Here is a 21691-nt window from a genome sequence, read left to right as displayed (position 1 = left end):
TCATTCGCTAAATAAGGTATAATTCCCCTATCAGGGTCTGGAAACACCATCAGGCCCTTCACAGGCGGGCGCACCCCGTTGCGCCCCTGTTTTTTCTCAGCAGCACAGTGAACTCATCATGAAACAGGCAACCTTCTTTCTTCTCGATGCGCCGGATGCAAGTGGCGAGCTCAGCTCACACGAAGCGCTGGCCTGTCAGGTCGCCGCTGAACGTTACCGGATGGGCAAACGTGTTCTGCTGGCCTGTGAAGATCAAAAACAGGCTGAGCGTCTGGACGAAGCGCTGTGGAAGCGCGATCCGAACCACTTTGTGCCGCACAATCTGGCGGGCGAAGGCCCGAGATTTGGTGCGCCTGTGGAGCTTTGCTGGCCGGGTAAGCGCGGCAATGCGCCACGCGACCTGCTGATAAGCCTCCTGCCTGAATTTGCAGATTTTGCTACTGCTTTCCATGAAGTGGTAGACTTCGTTCCTTACGAAGATTCCCTTAAACAGCTTGCGCGCGAACGCTACAAAGCCTATCGCAGCGTGGGTTTCTCTTTGACGACGGCCACGCCGCCCTCAGTCACCACATCGACCGACGAAAATACGAAGCGAAATGGATAAGACATATAACCCGCAAGACATCGAGCAGCCGCTTTACGAGCACTGGGAACAACAGGGCTATTTCAAGCCACATGGTGATACCCGTAAAGAAAGCTTTGCCATCATGATCCCGCCGCCGAACGTGACCGGCAGCTTGCACATGGGTCATGCTTTCCAGCAAACCATCATGGACGCCATGATCCGCTATCAGCGCATGCAGGGTAAAAATACACTGTGGCAGGCGGGCACCGACCATGCGGGTATCGCAACGCAGATGGTGGTTGAGCGTAAAATCGCAGCCGAAGAAGGCAAAACCCGTCACGACTACGGCCGTGAAGCGTTTATCGACAAAATCTGGGATTGGAAAGCAGAATCCGGCGGCACGATCACCCGTCAGATGCGCCGTCTGGGCGATTCCGTGGACTGGGAGCGTGAGCGCTTCACCATGGATGAAGGCCTGTCCAACGCCGTGCGTGAAGTCTTCGTGCGTCTGTACAAAGAAGATCTGATTTACCGTGGCAAGCGCCTGGTGAACTGGGATCCAAAACTGCGCACCGCGATCTCCGATCTCGAAGTGGAAAACCGCGAATCCAAAGGTTCCATGTGGCACCTGCGTTATCCGCTGGCTGACGGCGCGAAAACCGCTGAAGGCAAAGATTATCTGGTCGTGGCGACTACCCGTCCGGAAACCGTCCTCGGTGATACCGGCGTGGCCGTTAATCCGGAAGATCCACGTTACAAAGATCTGATCGGCAAAGAGATCATTCTGCCTCTGGTCGGTCGCCGTATCCCCATCGTGGCCGATGAACACGCCGATATGCAAAAAGGCACCGGCTGCGTGAAGATCACGCCTGCGCATGACTTTAACGACTATGAAGTCGGTAAACGTCACGGCCTGCCGATGATCAACATCCTGACTTTCGATGGTGATATCCGCCAGACCGCTGAAGTGTTCGACACCAACGGCGAAGAAAGCGATGCGTGCTGCAACGATATCCCTGAGCAGTTCCGTGGCCTCGAGCGTTTTGCTGCGCGTAAAGCCGTGGTCGCTGCATTCGAAGAAGCCGGTTTGCTGGAAGAAATCAAACCTCACGATCTGACCGTTCCTTACGGCGACCGTGGCGGCGTGGTTATTGAGCCAATGCTGACTGACCAGTGGTACGTCCGTACCGCGCCGCTGGCGAAAGTCGCGGTGGAAGCTGTTGAACAGGGCGATATCCAGTTCGTGCCGAAACAGTACGAAAACATGTATTTCAGCTGGATGCGTGACATTCAGGACTGGTGTATTTCCCGTCAGCTGTGGTGGGGACACCGCATTCCGGCGTGGTATGACGCCGAGGGCAACGTTTTTGTTGGCCGCGACGAAGCGGAAGTCCGCACCGAAAACAATCTGGGCGCAGACGTGGTTCTGACGCAGGACGAAGACGTGCTCGACACCTGGTTCTCTTCCGGCCTGTGGACATTCTCCACGCTGGGCTGGCCTGAGCAGACGCCTGATCTCAAAGCCTTCCACCCGTCAAGCGTCGTGGTCAGCGGCTTCGACATCATCTTCTTCTGGATCGCGCGCATGATCATGATGACCATGCACTTCGTGAAAGATGAAGACGGCAAACCACAGGTTCCGTTCCACACCGTTTACATGACCGGGCTTATCCGCGACGACGAAGGGCAGAAAATGTCCAAGTCCAAGGGTAACGTTATCGATCCGCTGGATATGATTGACGGCATCTCGCTGGAAGACCTGCTGGAAAAACGTACCGGTAACATGATGCAGCCGCAGCTGGCAGAGAAAATCCGCAAGCGCACCGAGAAGCAGTTCCCGAACGGCATCGAGCCGCACGGCACTGACGCCCTGCGCTTCACGCTGGCAGCACTGGCTTCTACCGGCCGTGACATCAACTGGGACATGAAACGTCTGGAAGGTTACCGCAACTTCTGTAACAAACTGTGGAACGCCAGCCGCTTCGTGCTGATGAACACAGAAGATCAGGATTGTGGCCTGAACGGCGGCGAACTTGAGCTGTCTCTGGCTGACCGCTGGATCCTCGCGGAATATAACCGCACGGTGAAAACGTACCGTGAAGCGATGGACAACTACCGCTTTGATCTGGCCGCCAGCATTCTGTATGAATTTACCTGGAACCAGTTCTGCGACTGGTATCTGGAACTCACCAAACCGGTCATGAACGGCGGCAGCGAAGCACAACTTCGCGGCACCCGTCATACGCTGGTGGAAGTGCTGGAAGGTCTGCTGCGTCTTGCGCACCCGATCATCCCGTTCATCACAGAAACCATCTGGCAGCGCGTGAAAACCCTGAAAGGCATCACAGCAGAAACCATCATGTTGCAGCCGTTCCCGGAATTTGATGCGGCGAAAGCGGACGAACTGGCGCTGGCCGATCTCGAGTGGATCAAGCAGGCGATCATCGCTATCCGTAACGTGCGTGCCGAGATGAACCTGTCTCCGGCCAAACCGCTGGAACTGCTGCTGCGCGGCGCAAGTGCCGATGCACAGCGTCGTGTGGAACAGAACCTGAGCTTCATTAAATCTCTGGCGCGTCTGGAATCCATCACCATTCTGCCTGCCGGCGACAAAGGCCCTGTGTCTGTCACCAAACTGGTGGAAGGCGCTGAGCTGCTGATCCCGATGGCCGGTCTGATTGACAAAGATGCCGAACTGGCGCGTCTGGACAAAGAGATGGCGAAGCTGGATGGCGAGATTGCGTCTATCGAAGGCAAACTGTCTAACGAAGGTTTCGTGGCGCGTGCGCCGGAAGCCGTTGTCGCAAAAGAACGCGAACGTCTGGCAGCCTGCGGTGAAGCCAAAATCAAAATTGCAGAACAGAAAGCGACAATCGCTGCACTGTAATCCTTTGATATAAAAACGTTACAAAGAGAAAGGCCGCGCAAGCGGCCTTTTTTATGGTTCCATTTTAACACTCAACCGTTGCGCACTAACGGCCTTCAAAAGGAAATGTTAGCGCGCAGATCATCCGTGGTCCCTGCGACTGGCTCTGAAGGCTCGGGGATAATACGGTCGATATCGCCTTCGATAGCAATGCATTGTGCAAGATACTTTGCCGTCCGGATTTGAGTATGGGGAATACATAACCCAAAGCTGCACATGACCATGACCAGATTGAGCAACGCGAGTTTAAAATAGCCGCTGTAACTCATGGTGGATGTAATGCGGATATCGCCATCCAGAACGGCATTACGGCAAACATAATTAGTCAGTGATACTCTCAGGAACAGAGAGCAGATATAGTTCCCCAGTAGTATGACAAGCAATCCACCATAGACATGGAAAATAAACTGGAAAGGTAATGGTGAACTCCCCGTCTTCGCTGCCTGCACAACAGACTCCATCTCCACTGCAGAAGTCAGCATTATTTTGGCTGCGACCAGGAAAAAAGGAATAGAGAGAATAAAGGCGTAAAAGTGATATTTTATGAAAGCCGATTTCTTAAAATCCCCTGCAAATCTGGCTCTACCGATAAGAAGATTATTAATAATCATCTTCATATAAAGATAGTTTTGAATTGCCCATCTGACAATAAAAAACGGAACAAAAAATACGGACAGCAGTATAAAGTTTAAAGCTGTTGCATCACGGTGATGAAGTATGGAAGTTATTATCGCTCCCATCGGTACCATGACGACAATCAGTGTCAGGAATGGCCATGCGAGGCATGAGACATAGGCCTCCCCCGGCTTACAGCAGTACCCGAAACGGGTGCCTCGGAAACCGGTAGACCTGCAGATATAACCGATTATCTTTATAATAATCAGCGGCATGGTACAGAACAGGGCAAACATCACGATGATATTTACGAAAGGTAACATCATTAAAAATACACACCCAAAAACCATCAAAATGAAATTTAAGATTTCAGTCGGTTTTGCGTAGAGTTCAAAACGATTTCCTGCTAACTCTGTATTTTCATAAAAATAACGCCATTCTTTCACCAGCGACCAGGGAAAATAGATACCCAGCGTAATGATATTGAGAAATAAATTAACAATCCATATAGAAAAATATTCACTACTTTTTCCGTAAAACGAGAAAGGATAAACCTTTCTCATTTCTTTCTGATTAGTTGACATAAAATTCTTTCATCCTTAAAGAATATAGAAACTCTACCGGAATGGCAGAGGGGTTTTAATATAAATATTAACCGCTGGCATTTAACCACACAGAACAAAGGGACGTAAACTGACAATACTTTATAACAGGAATAAAAAATTTATTACCGCGTTGAAACACTTTTTACATCATTCTGGCCATTTTCTGTCTGGTTTAGCATCGTGCCTGATGCACATACGTTCAGTACAGCGCTGCCTGACGGGTACGACTAAGCGAATGGGTGAGTACCGGGAATGAAAAATTCTCATTTGATTAAGTAAAATCAACGGGACGAACCGGTAACGTTGCACCCACCTGCCCTTAGATGGTATTAAAACGGTCTGTTTATTTATCTTATTATTTGAAACTGAGTGAGCAATATGACGACCTCCCTTCCTGTCAGCGTGCTGGTGCGCCCGATTCGCCCTGAAGATAATGCGGCAATCGCACACGTGATCCGCCATGTATCGGCTGAATTTGGTCTGACTGCCGATAAAGGTTATACCGTAGCAGACCCGAATTTGGATCATCTGTATGAAAGCTACAGTCAGCCACGTTGCGCTTACTGGGTGGTGGAAGTCGACGGTAAAGTCGCCGGCGGCGGCGGTGTGGCGCCACTTTCTGGCGGCGAAGATGATTTGTGCGAACTGCAAAAAATGTATTTCCTGCCTTCACTGCGCGGTCAGGGGCTGGCGAAACGGCTGGCGTTGCAGGCAATTGAACACGCCCGTCAGAACGGATTCGCGCGCTGCTATCTGGAAACAACCGCCAGCCTGACGCAGGCGATCGCGCTGTATGAGCGTCTGGGTTTCCAACATATTGATGGCTCGCTGGGCAACACCGGGCATGTCGATTGTGAAGTGACGATGTTAAAATACCTCTGACCGCTCTTTAGCTCCTCATCAGAGCTATTCATCAATAGTCATGACGAAAACACAGGCAGACGCATGTTCACACACAAAGCCATTTCAGCGTTAAACGATCTGGAACTGACGGTCTATAACTACATCGTCAAAAATGGCGATAAAGTGATGTACATGACCATCCGTGAGCTGGCGGATGCCGCCGGGGTATCTACCACCACGGTTCTGCGTTTTTGTAAGAAAATGGATTGCGAAGGATATTCTGAGTTTCGTATCCGTTTTAAATTATTTCTGGAACATGAAGAAAAGCCGCCAGTCTCCTTTGGGATCAGCGAGATCATCAGCTATTTCAAAAGTATTAATAACAGCGAATTTGATGAATTATTGAATGAGGCGGCAAAAAGAATTTCCGACGCGCAACGAATTATATTTGTCGGCGTAGGAACATCGGGTTCATTAGGGAAATACAGCGCACGTTTTTTCTCTAATGTCGGGAAATTCAGTACCTTTATTGACGATCCCTATTTTCCGATTAACAGCGACATGTATAAAGATGCTATCGCTATTATTCTTTCTGTCTCAGGTGAAACGGAAGAAGTATTACGGTTTGCCACACAGTTCAGCCAGCACAACTGCCAGATCATCAGCCTGACGAACAGCGAGAACTCAACGCTGGCGCGCATGGCAGACCTCAATATCTCCTATCACATGCCGCAAATTGTCTTAGAAGGTCAGTATAATATTACGACTCAGATCCCTGTACTTTATATTATCGAGACGATCGGAAAGAAATTACCTTTAATAAAACGTGACTCAGCGCAATGAAAAAACAAGGTGTTTTAAAGATGTGACATATTACCTTCCCTGTTTTTTGTTATATCGTGACAATATTCTTTCTTTTGCTACACTCCTGCCAACGAGTAAAAAAACAAAAAAGCTCACCTCTGTATACCCGCAGGAGAATAATAAATAATGGCTATTGATTACGCTCAGACAGCTCAGGATATTGTTAAATATATTGGCGGCGAAAATAATGTGATTAGCATCACACATTGCGCTACCCGATTACGCTTCGTTCTGAAAAATAATAGTGCTGTCGATAAAGAAGAATTAAAACGCGTAAAAGGTGTTATCACCGTCATTGAAGCCGGTGGCCAGATGCAGGTGGTGATTGGTAACCACGTCAGCGATGCGTATAAACAGGTTCTGAAACTCATCCACATTGATGAAAACGCGCCAGTCTCTGCACCGAATGTCGGCATCGTCAGCCGCGTGATGGATGTCATTTCCAGTATCTTCACCCCTTTCCTTTATCAGCTCGCCGCCTGCGGTATTTTGCAGGGGATCATTTCTTTCCTCGCGGCCGTCGGGATTATGGACGCCAGCAGCGGCACTTACCGTATTCTTAACTTCGTTTCCTGGACGGCGTTTACCTTCCTGCCGGTCATGATCGCGTTTACGGCGGCGAAAAAATTCAACGTTCATCCGTTTACCGCGGTTATTACGGCCTGTGCGCTGATCAGCCCTGATTACATGAACATGCTGACTGCGTTCAAAATCACCTCGATCAACTCCGCCGACCCGGCCATGCAACAACTGATGCGCGAAGCCGTGAATAATCCGGAAATCGCCAGCATTCTGACCAATATTGTCGGCATTCCGCTGACCTCGCCGACGCTCGATTTCCTCGGTATACCGGTGAAATACCTGAGTTATACCGCGTCCGTTATTCCGATCATCCTGATGGTCTGGGCGATGTCTTACGTCGAACGCTTCTTCAATAAAGTGTTACCGGTGGTTATCCGCAACCTGTTCACCCCGATGTTTTGTATCGCCATTATGGTGCCGATGACGCTTCTGGTGTTCGGCCCGATTGGCAACCTGATCGGCGGCGCGATTGGCGGCGTTTACAACTATCTCTATCACCTCAGCCCGACCATTGCCGGTTTCGTTGTCGGTGCATTCTGGCAACCGCTGGTCACACTCGGCGTTCACTGGGGTATTACGCCGGTTACTGTCGGCAACTACGCAACGCTGGGCTACGACACCTTCACCGGCCTGCAAGCCTCCGCCGTATTCGCGATGACCGGCAGCATGTTTGGCGTTTACCTGAAAACCCGCAACCGTGAAATCAAAGGAATTTCCCTTTCCGCTGGCGTCACCGGCCTGTTCGGGATTACCGAACCTGCGATTTACGGTGTGGCCCTGCGCCTGAAAAAACCGTTCCTGTGCAGCTGCGTTGCCGGGGGTATCGGGGGGGCGATTGCCGGCTCTTTCAACGCGGTTTCATGGAGCTATTGCCTGCCGGGCATTGCGGTATTGCCGGTGTTCTTCAAAGAAGGCCACATGCCACAGTTCCTTGGTTTCCTGCTGTCGATTACCGTCGCCTTTGTTCTCGGCGCCCTGTTTACCTGGCTGGTTGGTTTCAAAGATGAGCCCGATGTTGCGGCTACTAAAAAGATCCAGGCTGAAAGTCAGCGCGCCGCGCAGGCAGAAATGAATTAAACCGGATATTACATTTATCACGCGGGCTGCTACAGCCCGCCTCAAGGGAGAACGAAAATGAGTCAACAGTTACCGAAAGATTTCTTATGGGGCGGCGCAGTTGCGGCACATCAGGTTGAAGGCGGCTGGAATAAAGGCGGCAAAGGCGTGAGCATCTGCGACGTACTTTCCGGCGGCGCACACGGCATCGATCGCGTGATGACCGACGGCGTACTGGAGGGTTACAGCTACCCTAACCACGAAGCTGTCGATTTTTATTCGCACTATAAAAAAGACATCGCGCTGTTTGCCGAAATGGGTTTCAAATGTTTCCGCACCTCGATTGCCTGGACGCGCATCTTCCCAAACGGCGACGAATTACAGCCAAACGAAGCCGGTCTGCAATTCTACGACAACATGTTTGATGAACTGCTCAAACATAATATCGAACCGGTGATCACCCTTTCCCACTTCGAAATGCCGTGGCATCTGGTGAAGGAATATGGCGGCTGGAAAAACCGTCAGGTCGTTGATTTCTTTGTACGCTTCAGCCAGGTCGTCATGGAGCGCTATAAAGGCAAAGTGAAATACTGGATGACCTTCAACGAGATCAACAACCAGCGCAACTGGAAGTATCCGTTGTTTGGATATTGCTGCTCCGGCGTGGTGTTCACCGAGCAGGAAAACCCGGAAGAAACCATGTACCAGGTGTTGCACCACCAGTTTGTGGCGAGCGCCAAAGTGGTCAAACTCGGCCATCAGATCAACCCGGATTTCCAGATTGGCTGCATGATCGCCATGGTGCCGCTGTATCCGTTCTCCTGCCATCCTGACGACGTGATGTATTCCGTTGAGGCGATGCACGAACGCTTCCTGTTCAGCGACGTCCATATGCGCGGTTACTACCCGGCGTATGCGCTGAAAGAGTGGGAACGCCGCGGTTTCAACATCAAAATGGAAGATGGCGATTTGCAGGCGCTGCGCGACGGTTGCGCGGATTACATCGGCCTGAGCTACTACATGAGCAATGCGATTTCGGCGCATAACCCGAGCGATGACAACGGCTTGTCCGGCTTCGCAGGCAGCGTTCCGAATCCGCATGTAAAAGCCTCCGACTGGGGCTGGCAGATTGACCCTGTTGGTCTGCGCTACACTCTGAACATTCTTTATGAGCGTTATCAGAAACCGCTGTTTATCGTCGAAAACGGTTTTGGTGCTATCGACAAAGCGGGCGAAGACGGCGTCATTCACGATGATTACCGTATCGCTTATCTGAAAGCGCACATCGAGCAGATGAAGAAAGCCGTGCTGGAAGATGGCGTGGAGCTGATGGGTTATACGCCGTGGGGCTGCATCGATTGTGTATCCTTCACCACCGGCCAGTACAGCAAACGCTACGGCTTTATCCACGTGGATAAAAATGACGATGGCACCGGCACGATGGCGCGCTCTAAAAAAGAGAGCTTCAGCTGGTATCAGAAAGTGATTGGCAGTAACGGGGAATTGCTTTAAAAACAGGGCCGGCTCTTGGGGTCGGCTTTATTCTTTTTCTGCTCACTCTTTTCGAAGGAACAGTAAGAAACCATCCTTAATTTTTATGGGTTCAGGATAGTCCAAACGTATTGTTTTTATATCAATATTAAACCCAGACTCAAAATCAGCAATCACTTCCGTACCAACCTCTGATGCCAGTTCTTCGTCAACTTCATCTATCACTCCATCGTAATAGAAAATGATCTGGATTTTCTGTTCAGATAGAACACCGACAACCGCTCTGATGTTTTCTGTTATATTACCAAGTAAAGCACTTTGTACAGAAATCCGAAAATAGGCATTTAAGTTCTTTTGATACATTTAATACGCCATATATTATCTAGCATGCAAGACATCGTTTTTGGAAGAAGCCATCGAAGCAATAATTATCTGCACAATCTTCAATACTAAAATAGCTTGTAATTATTTCCCTCTGAAAATAAAATAATAAACTTATCCTTATAACCTCTTCCTCAATCGGATTTTTTTGATGCTGTTATAATGACTTACTAATTCATCTAACTCATTCATATAATCACCTCGGGTAATCATGATATTGGTCACCGCAGACTTTATGCCTAGCTCTATGTGCATCTTTTTACTGTGATTTCATATTATCAAAAACGTCTAAAAAACGCTTACTTTCTATTGTACTAGCAGTAGATTGTGAAACCTTAGGAGAAACCTCAACCCCAAAAAGTCATTTGCAGATTATTTTCATTCGATTTTTATGAATTTCCCCTTATCATCACTACGTTCAAATTCACTTCCTACCGGATGATTCAAGAATGGTATTATAGCAGGTTCATAATTTGCTATGGTGTTCAAGTCATATACAGAATGAAACCCAGCGTTTGCCATATAATCGCTGTCCTCAGTACCTGAGAAAAAACGCCAACCACTATCTTTCGCATTTACTGGCTCATCTCGATACATATACATGATCGGCAACCCGTCAACTGTTATCTTATCTGTGCAGATCCCCCCCATAGATGGTATTAACTTTAATATATCATTAGGGGCTATTTTATAGGCTTTCATCATAAAACTCCTGGATAGTATCTAATACAACTTTGTTTCTGCTTTCATTAACTATTTTAGCGACAGAATTCCCAAATTTGTTTTCAACATATGGATCACATCCTAGAGCAATCATTTTCTTAACTAAATTCCAATCTTTTTTTGATGAAACATATGCGTCAAACAAAGCCGTATTCCCATTTTTATCTATAGCGTTCTTATCTACCAAATCAATTAAAATATTAGTGGAAACTAAATCTTGGTGCGTAGCTGCGTAGTGCAGTGCTGACTTACCATTATTATCTAAGATCTTCAATGAAATACCAAGTTGCATAAGTATATCTAAAATTTCAGGCACCTTAGAGCTTATTGCAATGTGCAAAAAAGATTGCCCTAATACGTTTACACAATTCATGTTACTAACTTTGCATAAAAGTTTAAATTTTTCTACATCTTGGTTTCTTATTGCATTAAATATTTCGTCAGTTTCATTTTTTTTCATATTTGTGACTCCTATTTGATGATTGAGACTCCGGCCTATACTTAGCTGGGTCTCTATACTCGCTTAAAAATTCTTCAGTAGTTATCCGCATCCATATATCGTTTGTGTAGTATTCTATACTCCTCACCTGGCAAATGACCCATATCCCAGTTTCTTTTTTCACTTACGTCCCAAATTAACTCTTCACCTGTATTTGGGTCATAAACCTTCCCGTCAGGCCCTGATGCATTATCCCAAACTTGCTCAAACTTGCTCAACCTGGCTCTTAGCATATCTTGGCCTATTTTTTGGGTTAGAATAAGTTTTTTTTACTAAAACTCCATCTGAATCACTTTGCTTGCATCAATGACATCCAATGTATTAACGGTTTCATTAACTTCATCTACCCGAGCGACTTCACTTGCCTTCGATACGGCGCCAACGACTTCAGATTCACCTACGCCAATAAATAGCGTTCCAATAATGCCAAATATTCCCGTCGCCATTTCAGCCTGATCGCCCAGCGAGGCATGGCTGGCTTTATCCCATTCCTCTGCAGCGGCTTTCTTCGCGGCATTCAATGTCTTTTTAGCATCTTGCAATATGCCGTCAGCACAAATATTGCCCAGCCGGATGTTTTCTCCCAAAATGGCGGCATCAAGCGACAACTCCTCGCTTGCAAGGCTCAGTCCAACCTGCACCGCGCTGTTAGCCAGATGTTCTACACCAGACACCAAATCCCAACCCAGCCCAAGGACGCCACGCACCACACCAGCGCCTATTTCATTCGCCGCATTCAGGACGTCTCCCGCGCTCCCTGCACCTTCAATTTTTCCTGGACGCAGCTTATCAATTGACGCTTTCGCATAAACATCACCGGATTTAAGAGAGTCACTCACATCCACAAAATTTCGCGCTGACGCCAGCAGACCCTTTTTCATCTCCTCTTTTTTAGCCTTCATCTGCTCCAGCGCAGCAGAAGTGATCGGCGGGTTATTGCAGGGGATCGCGTTGTCTTTCACGCGGGTCAGCGGCGGCTCGACTAACGTATACAGTGAGCCGACACAGTTCATATTATTCATGCCCACCTGAGAACCGTGCCGGGCGGCCGCCTTTCCTTCAATAAAAACTGACGGACTGCCGGTTAATATGATGCAGTCTCCACTCGCCAGCGACGTTCCGGAAGCAACGCCTGCCCCGGTATTGCCCTGACTTCCGGCAATCACTGACCCGACGTTTAAAACTGAACATCCACGCGCCCACACCGTGCTGGCATACTGCTTTTGGTTAATCAGCGTCTGGAAACTGTCAAATGGCACCGGATCGATCCCCACAATGCAAACATCAGGCGCTGAGCTCACTGCCTTAAATGCCGCTTCGCCGTCCGCGATGTGCTTATCCGCCATAACATGCTCCCTTTGTCATCGCCGGTACGATGCAACCCAATATCCCTTCACGAAAATCCAGTGAGCGCGGCACCGTTAATCGCCAGGTGGCGTAAATAAGCCTTTCATCCAGGTCGAAAGTCAGCGTGTCGAGATTAGGAGCAAGGGTATGGCTCTGGTTTTTACCGTCCTTCAGAACACAAACCGGCTGGTACTCCGGTAACGCTGTCAGTAACCGCTTGTTTTATCGCTTCATGGGCTGCACTGCTAAGCCCCAGGCCGAGACAGGGTTGATCATCATCACGTAAAACACGCTCCGCACCTGCGGCAATACCCGGCACAGTACACCAGCAAGGAAGGGATTTTGTCGGCGCCAGCATCAGCACCGCAGCCCCCTCACCCGGAACTCGGCCATAAGGATTACGGCGAACTTCACCTTTATAAAAAGCATGACTATTGTGCAACAGGTGTTGATTTTCAAGCCATATCAATGTTTCAGGCGATAACCAACTCTCAACGGCGACGACGATATCAATGGTTAATGCGCGATCATGCCGTTGCTGTTGGCGGATCTGAAGCAGTGCATTTCCGGCTTCGGCATGACTGCCCCGCAACACATTAATCTGCTGGCAGTGTGGTAGCCGGGTCGACAATGAATGAGAAAGTGCAGATGCCAGCGTTGTGGGAACTCCGGGTCTGCCAGCAGGAGGTAATATCAGCCAGAGGCGTGATGGCAGAGCGCATATTCTCCGGCTGATAACAAGGCATCCCGCACTGCATTGTCTGCGATCACCTGCCAACGGGTGATATCAAACGTTAATTCACGCTGCGGGAAAAAGATGGCTTTCACCGGTAAACCACAACGATCAACAGCAGTAGGATGCTGGCGTAAAAGTGAGAATTGCGTTCTGACAGCGATGTCAGCCAGCGCTAATGTTGCTCCCAAGGGAAAGGAACAACCGGCAGCAATAAACCCTACTAACATCCTGTTAGTATTTTAACCAAGCGACCATGCGACCTCATGCTCTATGCATTTATACAGTGTAATTTTCACTCCTCGGAATTAAAATACACATCGAAAGAACACTCCAAATTAAGATCGGAAATACTCTTCATCTGCTCAGGCCAAAGCACTGGACCACCATGTCCATATTTTGAACGCCATACACAACATAATGTCATTGTTACATCATCAATGCTTTGCAATTTCCTTAATTCAGTTTCAACTGGATTCAATTTTTCAATAAACCAATTCAAATGGTCCCTTAAGTCTTTAGACGTTACGTGTAACTCTGAAGACAAAAACCAGCCAGACAACTTAACCTCTCTAGTTTTCCCCAAAGAATTAGTTATAATATCTCCAACAATATTTATCTTTGTTGCTTCAAGCTTAAGGAATTCACTTACTTCATTAGGGTGAGTGTGTGCAGGATAAATTAACAACTGAGCATAACATTCATAACAATTTTCATTGTTAGGTGAAATTGGGTTAAGCCTAGAATCTTCTATTTTCACGGTAAATAATCCTCTATATTTCCAATATTACTTCCGGCATCATCAATGTAGCTACCATTATCCAGAATTCGGCCATGAAAATCATTCCTTAGCCCATTATCCTTTTTCAACGATTCAAGCGCCCGCCCCCATTCCCGGCTGGTTAAGTTAGTTCCAAATTGTTCGTTCAATATTTTAGCTGTATTTTTACTTAAAGTATGCCCCCCTGTTTGCAATACTGTAGGTACTCTGCCTGCAGCACTAAGACTGGGTGGGACTGGTAAAGGTAATCCGTTAGAATCGAACCATTTACCATTGATAAATATATTTCTTCCATCAACAACCTTAAACCCATTCCTCCCACCCCGTCCAATAAGCTTTGCAGCCCCCTGAGTTAATCCTTTGACTAAAAACAGCAACTCTAGGGCAGCTTCGGCATTAGCCCCCACTTCCTGCGCTTCGTTCTCCAGTTCCATGAGTCGTTCACTGGTATCTGTTTCTTCCAACACGACTTCGTTCAGTTGGCTGGCAGCTTCCATGCTGCTGGTATTCATGCCCATCGTATTCATCACAGCCATTTGTTGTTCGGCTTCTATCGTGCCATTCAACATTCCGGCCTTTCCCAACATATGCCCGAGCATATACCAGCCGTTAATAAATCCTTTTCCCATTCCCTCCAAAACATCCGGCATCTGCCTGGCAGCTTCCATCTCCGCTTCTGCCTGCTGCACTTGCGCCTCGCCCATCATTTCCCACAGGGAAAGGGTTCCCGTTACCGGTATTTCGCCATTGGCCGGGTTAACCTGAGTGTAAAGTTTGCCGACCGTATTGCCGTTATTCATCGCAACCAGCGAATCCTGTCGGGCAACGGGTTTTCCTTTGCATTTAATATGCGGCACGCCTGTGATTATTTTGCAGTCGCCACTGCCAAGACTGGTACCCGAACTGATGCCTTTTCCTGCATTACTTTGCGTTCCGGCAATCTCACAGCCCACCGTGAGAATGGGCTTACCCCGCGCCCTGACATTAGTGATGTAGCTTTTGATGTGCGATAAATCCTGAAAACTGTCGAACGGTACCGGGGAATCTCCTACCATGCAGACGTCAGGTGCAGTACTGATCACCATGTACTGTGACTCCTGACTTCCTATGTGTTTCTCAGCCATGAGGAACCTCCCTGTCCGTGATTAATATCAGGCTGTCCGGGAGTGAGACTGACGGCAACGTAATTCGCCACACCAGAGTCAATTGTTCCTCATCGGTATAGCAAGTCAAAGTATCCGCCAGTAAGAGCTGCTGTCCCAGCGCCTGATCGCCCTTGCTCATTTGCGCCCATACCCGGATCCCCGGTAGGAAACCCCTGAATTTCGTTGCAGACGGAAGCAACCCATTGAGAACAACCTTCTCGTTACCTTTAAGAAAGCCGACATATTGCTGTTCAGGCGGCGCACAGCTCAGGAAGGTAAAATCGAACTCATCGGGGTAAAACGGACGGGTATGTTTTTGCCAGTGCGAATTGAAACCTTTGGCATAACGAATTCTCGATGGCCAGCTCCGGCAAACCGCGCCTGGGGAAGATGACAGTTGAGGAGCAGGGAAAATCTGTTGGGTATTAGCATCCTCTGGCAAGCGCCTTCCAACCGGGTTGAATTCGCTGAATGAGGCCAGCTCAAAACGCAGGGGCACATGGTCTGTTTGCCCCGGTTGACTCAGTTCCCATTCACCCTGTGAATATCGCCATTCGCACGAACCGCAGACAGAAATAGTCCGACGAAAATCGCCCACCTGAAATTCAGCCTGCCAATCTCGGGCGCGCCCTGCTGCATTCCATGCATGCCCTGATAAAAGAATTTCTGAGCGCTTCTTTTTACAAACAAGATCTGTCGTCGTTTTCAGGCTGCTCATTTCCGGCTCACCAAACCAGCTATCGGCAAGAACCGGCGGGCGCTGAATTTCAGATATCAGACAAATACCGCCATCGGATGAAAGATCGAATGTCTGACTCACCACGATCACGCTAAATAACTCACCAAAATAGCTGACCTTTTCGAACTGGAAATGTGGAAACTCAGTCTTATTAATAATGTTCATTCATCATTCCCCTGAATTAGTCCATATCAATATCAGCGCCAAAAATATTGATTTTGCTTTTCCCTGAGATCTGAACGCTTACGCCATTCAACGTGATCGTCCCGTCCTTATTCATTTTCAACAGGCATTCCCCGACTTTTATGGTCAGGCTTTCCGTTACCGTCAGCGTGTAGTTTTCACCGATTTTGATGTCCTGAGATTTTGTGACCTTTTGAGTATCGCCTCCTGTTACCTCGCTGCTTTGGTCGTTGCCGACTTTGGCATGGCGGTCATTGGTCACATCCAAGTGTTGGTCATTCCCCACGGTCGTGCGATGGTCATGAGCAACGTCGAGCTTTTGATCATTGCCGACCTTAACTTCACGATCATTCGTCACAGTGGTTTTCTGGTCGTGCCCGCCCGCTTTCTCTTTACCCACAGTCACCGTCTGCCCTTTCCCGACCGTGACTTTCTGGTCGTTACCCACCGTTTCCGTATGGTCGACCGCCACGTCCGTCATCCGGTTGTTCAGCACCTTGGTCTTCATGTCTTTCTGCGCATGCATCGACAGAAGTTCCTGGCCGGTCGCATCTTCGAACATCAGTTCGTTGTAGCCGCTGCCTTTATAGGTTTGCGAGCGGATCGCCATCTGGGTTTTGGTGCCCGGCAGGTCACCGGGCGAACGGTTGCTGGCATGGTAGGTGCGGCCCGTGATGATCGGTTGGTCCGGGTCACCGTTGAGGAAATCGACGATCACTTCCTGCCCGACGCGCGGGATCGCGATATTGCCGAAACCGGTGCCTGCCCACGCCTGTGAGACGCGGATCCAGCACGAGCTGTAGTTGTCGGCTTTGTTGTAGCGGTCCCACGCGAACTTCACCCGCACGCGGCCATGCTCGTCGCAGAAAATTTCTTCGCCCGGCGGGCCAGTGACAATCGCGATTTGCGGACCGTCGACCTGGGGCTTCGGCTTCGGCGTTTGCCGCCAGGTTTGGGTGGAAGGGATGACTTCAAATTGAGTGCTCAGCGTGGTGCCCTGGCCTTCGTTGCCGATCCATGCCTGCGGCTGGTCGCCGCTCATTTCGATAGCGACCACCTGCCAGTTGGCGTTCAGGTCTTCGCGCGGGTGGTCGGTCAGGGTAAAACAGACGCCCGGATACAACTGCGGCGAATTGGTGCAGCCCGCCACGGTGTCAGCGCTGTTACGCCAGCCTTCCATCTGATATTTGGCAAAATCAGCGCCGTGCTGCTCGTCTTTGAAACGGCCCGGATAGTCAAACATGTCGTACACCGTATGCTGGTGCCCCATGTTTGACGCTTTTTCCTGATACTGTGCCTGCCAGTTCGGCGCGGTAAACGTGTAATCTTGCGTGATAACCTTTGACGGGCGAACCTGCGCACTGCGGCGGAAGTTGTTGATGCAGTAGGTATCGGACTCGGAGGCGGCGTTTGGGTTGTAGGGGAACGCGCCGATACTGATCAATGCGCTACAGTTGTCGGCAAAGGTGAGTTTTTGATCGTTGGCCTTCAGGAACTCTTCTTCGTAAAAGAAAATCCCCTCTTCGGCAGTCAGGCGCGAGATAAAATCAAAATCGCTTTCCATAAACTGGACACAAAACTCCCGCCACTTATGCGGAGAGCGGAACAGCGTGTCGTGCTTGAGGACCCCCATCTCTTTGAGCAACGGGGCAAGAATAGCGACAATATTCAGGTTCTGAAAACTGCGGCAGTTTTGCCGCAAAGCGCTGCGCCAGAAATAAGGGCGCACCGTCATGCGGTACCGCGTCTGGTTTTTGCCGGTGTCCCCCTGCTCACAAGTGCTGACGATGCCGCGTACCCGACGCTTTATCTCATCGCCCTGCCAAATCGTGAGCGTCGCCATCTCGTCCAGCACTTTGTCGAACCCGACGGCGGGGTCGCTGCTGGCCAGCACCAGGCTCAGGGTAAAGAGTTCGGAGTATGCCTGGGAAAGCTGAAAGCTGACGACAGCAAAGGTATCGCGCGGTGCGCTGCCGGCGGTGAAGGTAAAGCGGGTTCCGTTAAGGGGCATGGTGTCATTCCTTCGATACGCTGGGGATAACGCCCTGCATATGCAATGCAGGGCGTTGGCTTATTACCTGAGGGATCAGGCTTCCAGCGGTGCGCGCCAGTCATCAGCACCAGAGGTACCGGCAGAGACGTGCTCCCACTCAATTTTGCGATAAGCCAGCGAGACTTCGATCAATTGGGTGAACTCGCGTTTTGCAGGATCCTGACAGTGCGGCATGTGGCAGTTGATATCCACGATGGTGGAGTCAGTCAGACGAGTGGTGAAGAAATGTTCCTGCTTTCCTTCAACGGAAGTACGGAACCATTTTAGCTCGGTCGTAGGCAGCATTTCACCTGAAGCCAGTGCGTTATAAAGCAACGGAACAGCTTTATTCAGAGCCACAGTAAAGATAAAGGGCTTATGAGCACGCTGACCGGCTGGCTGACCTGATTGCGGGTCAGTAGGGACGGTAACGATGTGCTGGAATTCCTGCACCAACATTTCGTTTTCGTGGCCCTGGACATAAATATTACCCACAGATTCTGATGTGAAAGCACCTGCGGTGATATTCCCCTGAGTCTGACCATTCATTGAGATATAACATGGGGTTGGCATCGTAAAACTCCTTGTAAATAATACATACCATTGGTTGTTAAGAATGACCGCTTTCCCAATAAAACATTTACCGCCAAGTAGTTGAGTTATATTGATAAAACAAAAAATAAAGAAAACAAATGTGCATATTTAGATTACTTTTCGGAAATAATTCCAAAATAACTTTCTAAAAACAGTATATCCCATCGAGAAAGGTCGGCAGTAAAATATCACCAATTCATGGACTATGAAATAATTAAAAACATGTAAATCAAAAATAAAATGCAATTCCTAAAACTAATAAATCAAATCATAATATATAAAATAATTATGAAAACACAAAAATGATATTGTAAATAATCTTTTAAAAACAATGAATTACGAGAAATAAGAAATGTGATTATTTTATTAACCTTAATTTTTACCAATAGTTATGTACAAACTAATTTTGAAAATGCTAATTTAGTCAGCCTCAGAAAGTAATTAACTCAACGTCGAGCAGCCACAAGCCCTCGATTAAACACCACGATCTGCTTATCAATAAAAGCCAATCATATAACTGACCGGCATGTAACATTAAGGATGATTCAATATGAGCAATACCAAAGACGGCAGTGTCGCTCCTAAAGAGCGAATTAATATTCGCTATGTGCCAAAAGCGGATGGATTAAGCTCTGAAGTAGAGCTACCGCTCAATCTCCTGGTTGTTGGTGATATGAAAGGCCGACCAGAAGATGCCCCTATCGATGAGCGCTCATCAGTGTCTGTTAATAAGAATAATTTTAACTCAGTGATGAGTGAAACAGGGATCAGCCTGAATTTTAGCGTTGAAAATTCGCTGAGTGACAAGAAAAGCGAAGATATTCAGGTCGAAATTGATATCAAAGGGATGGAGGATTTCTCCCCGGATAACATCGTTAAACAGGTTCCAGAACTGAGAAAACTTCTGGAACTACGCGAAGCGCTGGTTGCCCTCAAGGGACCTATGGGCAACGTGCCTGCTTTCCGTACCCAATTACAGGCTCTGCTGGATCAGGAAGAGTCACGTATGCAACTCCTGAAAGAGCTCGATATCGTCAATAAGGCGTAATTTTAAAAGGGATTTTTACTATGTCATTACAGGAAGAACTGGCCACATCCATTGCTGAATCGGTTGCACCGCAAAAGTCGCTTCTGGATGAAATTATGGCGCAAACCCGCATCCAACCTGAATCTGACGGCTACGATGTGGCCCGGCAAGGTGTAGCGGCTTTTGTGTCCAGCATTCTGGAAACCGGCAGCCACGCAGAACCTGTCAATAAACTTGCCGTTGACCGCATGATCGCCGAACTGGATAAAAAACTCAGCCAGCAGATGAATAACATTCTGCACGCCGATGCGTTCCAGCAGGTGGAGTCATTCTGGCGTTCAATGAAGTTGCTGGTTGATCGCACTGATTTTAAAGAAAATATTAAAATCCACATCTTGCATGCGACGAAAGAAGAGTTGCTGGAAGATTTTGAGTTTGCCCCCGAAATTGTGCAGTCCGGTTTTTATAAACACGTTTACTCGTCCGGATATGGCCAGTTTGGTGGTGAACCGATCGCTTCCATCGTGGGGAGCTACGCGTTTAACAACTCCGCACAGGACATGAAGCTGCTCAATTACGTCAGCGCCGTCGGCGCAATGGCACATGCCCCCTTCCTGACCTCAGTCTCGCCTGATTTCTTTGGCCTTAAGTCGTTCACCGAGTTGCCGACCATTAAAGATATTTCCTCTATTTTTGAAGGCCCGGCCTACACCAAATGGCGCGCTTTGCGCGAAACAGAAGACGCCCGCTATCTGGGTCTGACTGCACCACGCTTCTTGTTACGCCTGCCTTATTCCCCGGTAGAAAACCCGGTGAAGAAGTTCAACTATCAGGAAGATGTCAGTAGCCATCACGAAGATTATCTGTGGGGTAACACCGCATATTTGCTGGCCAGCAGCCTGACAGACAGCTTTGCGAAATACCGTTGGTGTCCGAACATTATCGGTCCGCAAAGCGGCGGTGCTGTGAACGATCTTCCGGTACATATGTTTGAGGCGATGGGGCATACGCAGGCCAAAATCCCAACCGAAATTCTGATCACCGATCGTCGCGAATTTGAACTGGCAGAAGAAGGTTTTATCACGCTGACTATGCGTAAAGGCAGCCATAATGCGGCGTTCTTCTCAGCTAACTCCGTTCAAAAACCGCGAAAATTCCCGGGCACCCCTGAAGGCAAAGTGGCTGAAACTAACTATAAGCTGGGTACCCAACTGCCTTATATGTTCATCATCAACCGCCTGGCTCACTACATCAAAGTTCTCCAACGTGAACAGATTGGTTCATGGAAAGTACGCAACGATCTCGAGCGCGAACTGAATAACTGGATCAAGCAATATATTGCGGATCAGGAAAACCCACCGGCAGATGTGCGCAGTCGTAAACCCTTACGTGCAGCCAAAATTGATGTGCTGGATGTGGATGGTGATCCGGGCTGGTATCAGGTCGCTATCTCTGTTCGCCCGCATTTTAAATACATGGGTGCGAATTTCGAACTGTCTCTGGTCGGCAGGCTTGATAAGGAATAATCACGATGATGCCAGGTCGGAAAAAAGGTGTGTCTGCCAGTCTGTTTGAACGTATCGGGGGGAAACAGCAGGGTTTTCTCATTCGGTACAAGTCGAACGTTTACAAACGTCGATTAAACGAAATCTGCGCAACATTCTCAATGCCAGGCCTGGCAGTTGCCAGAGCACATTAGGTTTAGGCGTTATCGATCTTAATGATGCGACGGCAACGTCTGCTGATTTTCGTAAAACGGTTGAAGAAGCCATTCAGAAATGTATTGAACGCTATGAGCCACGGGTGAGAAAAGCAGACGTTAAAGCGCTTAATAACGACGGCTATAACCCGATGGACCTGAATTTTCATATTGTTGCCTTTGTGGACTTTAACGGTTTGCACAACGTCGTGGAATTCAATATGCAACTCGATAATCACCACCACTATCAACTGGATTAAG

Annotated in this window: 20 protein-coding genes and 2 pseudogenes; 9 read left to right on the top strand and 13 right to left on the bottom strand. The window is 48.6% G+C overall.

Annotated features, from left to right (window positions below; genetic code table 11):
• The first annotated feature begins 118 nt into the window (after positions 1 to 118).
• Together ACM5QY_RS07280 and ACM5QY_RS07275 are read left to right on the top strand one after the other, a co-directional pair.
• The gene (locus ACM5QY_RS07280) at positions 119 to 604 is read left to right on the top strand and encodes a DNA polymerase III subunit chi (protein ID WP_101075028.1); all 486 of its coding nucleotides are present in this window, start codon (positions 119 to 121) and stop codon (positions 602 to 604) included.
• On the top strand, positions 597 to 3452 hold the full coding sequence (locus tag ACM5QY_RS07275; RefSeq protein WP_416119929.1) for a valine--tRNA ligase: 2856 nt from the start codon (positions 597 to 599) through the stop codon (positions 3450 to 3452). The genes ACM5QY_RS07280 and ACM5QY_RS07275 overlap by 8 nt, the downstream gene beginning before the upstream one ends.
• Positions 3453 to 3547: 95 nt before the next feature.
• Here the strand turns inward: ACM5QY_RS07275 and ACM5QY_RS07270 are convergent, their stop codons facing one another.
• Positions 3548 to 4690 (bottom strand): YjgN family protein, encoded by a 1143-nt coding sequence (locus ACM5QY_RS07270; RefSeq protein ID WP_416119927.1) that lies wholly within the window; start codon positions 4688 to 4690, stop codon positions 3548 to 3550.
• A 399-nt stretch (positions 4691 to 5089) separates the two neighbouring features.
• Between ACM5QY_RS07270 and ACM5QY_RS07265 the strand changes: the two genes are divergently transcribed.
• The 4 genes from ACM5QY_RS07265 to ACM5QY_RS07250 all read left to right on the top strand — a co-directional run bounded on the left by ACM5QY_RS07265 (position 5090) and on the right by ACM5QY_RS07250 (position 9568).
• Complete coding sequence (locus ACM5QY_RS07265; protein ID WP_416119925.1) at positions 5090 to 5593, top strand: GNAT family N-acetyltransferase; 504 nt, start codon at positions 5090 to 5092, stop codon at positions 5591 to 5593.
• A 63-nt stretch (positions 5594 to 5656) separates the two neighbouring features.
• Positions 5657 to 6397 carry a MurR/RpiR family transcriptional regulator gene (locus tag ACM5QY_RS07260; RefSeq protein WP_416119923.1) on the top strand — a complete coding sequence of 247 codons (741 nt, stop codon included), beginning with the start codon at positions 5657 to 5659 and terminating at the stop codon, positions 6395 to 6397.
• Between the two features lie 147 nt (positions 6398 to 6544).
• Positions 6545 to 8077 (top strand): PTS transporter subunit EIIC, encoded by a 1533-nt coding sequence (locus ACM5QY_RS07255; RefSeq protein ID WP_416119921.1) that lies wholly within the window; start codon positions 6545 to 6547, stop codon positions 8075 to 8077.
• 57 nt (positions 8078 to 8134) lie between these two features.
• Positions 8135 to 9568, top strand: a complete 1434-nt coding sequence (locus tag ACM5QY_RS07250) for a 6-phospho-beta-glucosidase (protein WP_416119920.1) — start codon at positions 8135 to 8137, stop codon at positions 9566 to 9568.
• Positions 9569 to 9610: 42 nt separating this feature from the next.
• Here the strand turns inward: ACM5QY_RS07250 and ACM5QY_RS07245 are convergent, their stop codons facing one another.
• The 12 genes and pseudogenes from ACM5QY_RS07245 to ACM5QY_RS07190 form a co-directional block, all read right to left on the bottom strand.
• The gene (locus ACM5QY_RS07245; RefSeq protein WP_416119919.1) at positions 9611 to 9910 is read right to left on the bottom strand and encodes a hypothetical protein; all 300 of its coding nucleotides are present in this window, start codon (positions 9908 to 9910) and stop codon (positions 9611 to 9613) included.
• 396 nt (positions 9911 to 10306) lie between these two features.
• Complete coding sequence (locus tag ACM5QY_RS07240; protein ID WP_416119917.1) at positions 10307 to 10633, bottom strand: DUF2185 domain-containing protein; 327 nt, start codon at positions 10631 to 10633, stop codon at positions 10307 to 10309.
• A complete protein-coding gene (locus ACM5QY_RS07235; protein WP_416119916.1) occupies positions 10617 to 11111 on the bottom strand; it encodes an ankyrin repeat domain-containing protein in 495 nt (164 codons plus the stop codon). The genes ACM5QY_RS07240 and ACM5QY_RS07235 overlap by 17 nt, the downstream gene beginning before the upstream one ends.
• Positions 11098 to 11254 (bottom strand): annotated as a pseudogene (locus ACM5QY_RS07230) (GH-E family nuclease). The gene ACM5QY_RS07235 and the pseudogene ACM5QY_RS07230 overlap by 14 nt, the downstream one beginning before the upstream one ends.
• Positions 11255 to 11422: 168 nt before the next feature.
• Complete coding sequence (locus ACM5QY_RS07225) at positions 11423 to 12496, bottom strand: PAAR-like domain-containing protein (protein WP_416119915.1); 1074 nt, start codon at positions 12494 to 12496, stop codon at positions 11423 to 11425.
• Positions 12497 to 12657: 161 nt separating this feature from the next.
• On the bottom strand, positions 12658 to 13092 hold the full coding sequence (locus ACM5QY_RS07220; protein ID WP_416119913.1) for a hypothetical protein: 435 nt from the start codon (positions 13090 to 13092) through the stop codon (positions 12658 to 12660).
• Positions 13093 to 13190: 98 nt separating this feature from the next.
• Positions 13191 to 13421: a hypothetical protein gene (locus ACM5QY_RS07215; protein ID WP_416119912.1), complete on the bottom strand. Its 231-nt coding sequence runs from the start codon at positions 13419 to 13421 to the stop codon at positions 13191 to 13193.
• Positions 13422 to 13525: 104 nt separating this feature from the next.
• The gene (locus ACM5QY_RS07210; RefSeq protein ID WP_416119911.1) at positions 13526 to 13990 is read right to left on the bottom strand and encodes a DUF4279 domain-containing protein; all 465 of its coding nucleotides are present in this window, start codon (positions 13988 to 13990) and stop codon (positions 13526 to 13528) included.
• Positions 13987 to 15135: a PAAR-like domain-containing protein gene (locus ACM5QY_RS07205; protein ID WP_416119910.1), complete on the bottom strand. Its 1149-nt coding sequence runs from the start codon at positions 15133 to 15135 to the stop codon at positions 13987 to 13989. Before ACM5QY_RS07205 ends, ACM5QY_RS07210 begins: the two co-directional genes overlap by 4 nt.
• Positions 15128 to 16060, bottom strand: a complete 933-nt coding sequence (locus ACM5QY_RS07200; RefSeq protein WP_416119909.1) for a DUF2169 family type VI secretion system accessory protein — start codon at positions 16058 to 16060, stop codon at positions 15128 to 15130. The genes ACM5QY_RS07205 and ACM5QY_RS07200 overlap by 8 nt, the downstream gene beginning before the upstream one ends.
• A gap of 16 nt (positions 16061 to 16076) precedes the next feature.
• Positions 16077 to 18089, bottom strand: coding sequence for a type VI secretion system Vgr family protein (locus tag ACM5QY_RS07195; protein WP_416119907.1), 2013 nt, complete (start codon positions 18087 to 18089; stop codon positions 16077 to 16079).
• A gap of 75 nt (positions 18090 to 18164) precedes the next feature.
• A complete protein-coding gene (locus tag ACM5QY_RS07190) occupies positions 18165 to 18683 on the bottom strand; it encodes an Hcp family type VI secretion system effector (RefSeq protein ID WP_104924329.1) in 519 nt (172 codons plus the stop codon).
• A 571-nt stretch (positions 18684 to 19254) separates the two neighbouring features.
• Here ACM5QY_RS07190 and tssB point away from each other — a divergent pair.
• From tssB to tssE, 3 genes and pseudogenes are all read left to right on the top strand, one after another.
• Positions 19255 to 19752: a type VI secretion system contractile sheath small subunit gene (gene tssB / locus ACM5QY_RS07185; RefSeq protein WP_416119906.1), complete on the top strand. Its 498-nt coding sequence runs from the start codon at positions 19255 to 19257 to the stop codon at positions 19750 to 19752.
• Between the two features lie 20 nt (positions 19753 to 19772).
• A complete protein-coding gene (gene tssC, locus ACM5QY_RS07180; protein ID WP_416119905.1) occupies positions 19773 to 21257 on the top strand; it encodes a type VI secretion system contractile sheath large subunit in 1485 nt (494 codons plus the stop codon).
• Positions 21258 to 21262: 5 nt separating this feature from the next.
• Positions 21263 to 21690: pseudogene (tssE, locus tag ACM5QY_RS07175) on the top strand (type VI secretion system baseplate subunit TssE).
• Position 21691 lies beyond the last annotated feature (1 nt).

The organism is Rahnella sp. PCH160 (assembly GCF_047784855.1).
Lineage (GTDB): Bacteria > Pseudomonadota > Gammaproteobacteria > Enterobacterales > Enterobacteriaceae > Rahnella.
This window is presented reverse-complemented; position numbering and strand designations above follow the sequence as displayed.

Coding starts and splice junctions, on each gene's coding strand:
- ACM5QY_RS07275 (WP_416119929.1), top strand. CDS start 597: ATGGATAAGACATATAACCCGCAAGACATCGAGCAGCCGCTTTACGAG.
- tssC (WP_416119905.1), top strand. CDS start 19,773: ATGTCATTACAGGAAGAACTGGCCACATCCATTGCTGAATCGGTTGCA.
- ACM5QY_RS07250 (WP_416119920.1), top strand. CDS start 8,135: ATGAGTCAACAGTTACCGAAAGATTTCTTATGGGGCGGCGCAGTTGCG.
- ACM5QY_RS07270 (WP_416119927.1), bottom strand. CDS start 4,690: ATGTCAACTAATCAGAAAGAAATGAGAAAGGTTTATCCTTTCTCGTTT.
- ACM5QY_RS07195 (WP_416119907.1), bottom strand. CDS start 18,089: ATGCCCCTTAACGGAACCCGCTTTACCTTCACCGCCGGCAGCGCACCG.
- ACM5QY_RS07235 (WP_416119916.1), bottom strand. CDS start 11,111: ATGAAAAAAAATGAAACTGACGAAATATTTAATGCAATAAGAAACCAA.
- ACM5QY_RS07260 (WP_416119923.1), top strand. CDS start 5,657: ATGTTCACACACAAAGCCATTTCAGCGTTAAACGATCTGGAACTGACG.
- ACM5QY_RS07240 (WP_416119917.1), bottom strand. CDS start 10,633: ATGATGAAAGCCTATAAAATAGCCCCTAATGATATATTAAAGTTAATA.
- ACM5QY_RS07255 (WP_416119921.1), top strand. CDS start 6,545: ATGGCTATTGATTACGCTCAGACAGCTCAGGATATTGTTAAATATATT.
- ACM5QY_RS07225 (WP_416119915.1), bottom strand. CDS start 12,496: ATGGCGGATAAGCACATCGCGGACGGCGAAGCGGCATTTAAGGCAGTG.
- ACM5QY_RS07280 (WP_101075028.1), top strand. CDS start 119: ATGAAACAGGCAACCTTCTTTCTTCTCGATGCGCCGGATGCAAGTGGC.
- ACM5QY_RS07265 (WP_416119925.1), top strand. CDS start 5,090: ATGACGACCTCCCTTCCTGTCAGCGTGCTGGTGCGCCCGATTCGCCCT.
- tssB (WP_416119906.1), top strand. CDS start 19,255: ATGAGCAATACCAAAGACGGCAGTGTCGCTCCTAAAGAGCGAATTAAT.
- ACM5QY_RS07245 (WP_416119919.1), bottom strand. CDS start 9,910: ATGTATCAAAAGAACTTAAATGCCTATTTTCGGATTTCTGTACAAAGT.
- ACM5QY_RS07205 (WP_416119910.1), bottom strand. CDS start 15,135: ATGGCTGAGAAACACATAGGAAGTCAGGAGTCACAGTACATGGTGATC.
- ACM5QY_RS07190 (WP_104924329.1), bottom strand. CDS start 18,683: ATGCCAACCCCATGTTATATCTCAATGAATGGTCAGACTCAGGGGAAT.
- ACM5QY_RS07200 (WP_416119909.1), bottom strand. CDS start 16,060: ATGAACATTATTAATAAGACTGAGTTTCCACATTTCCAGTTCGAAAAG.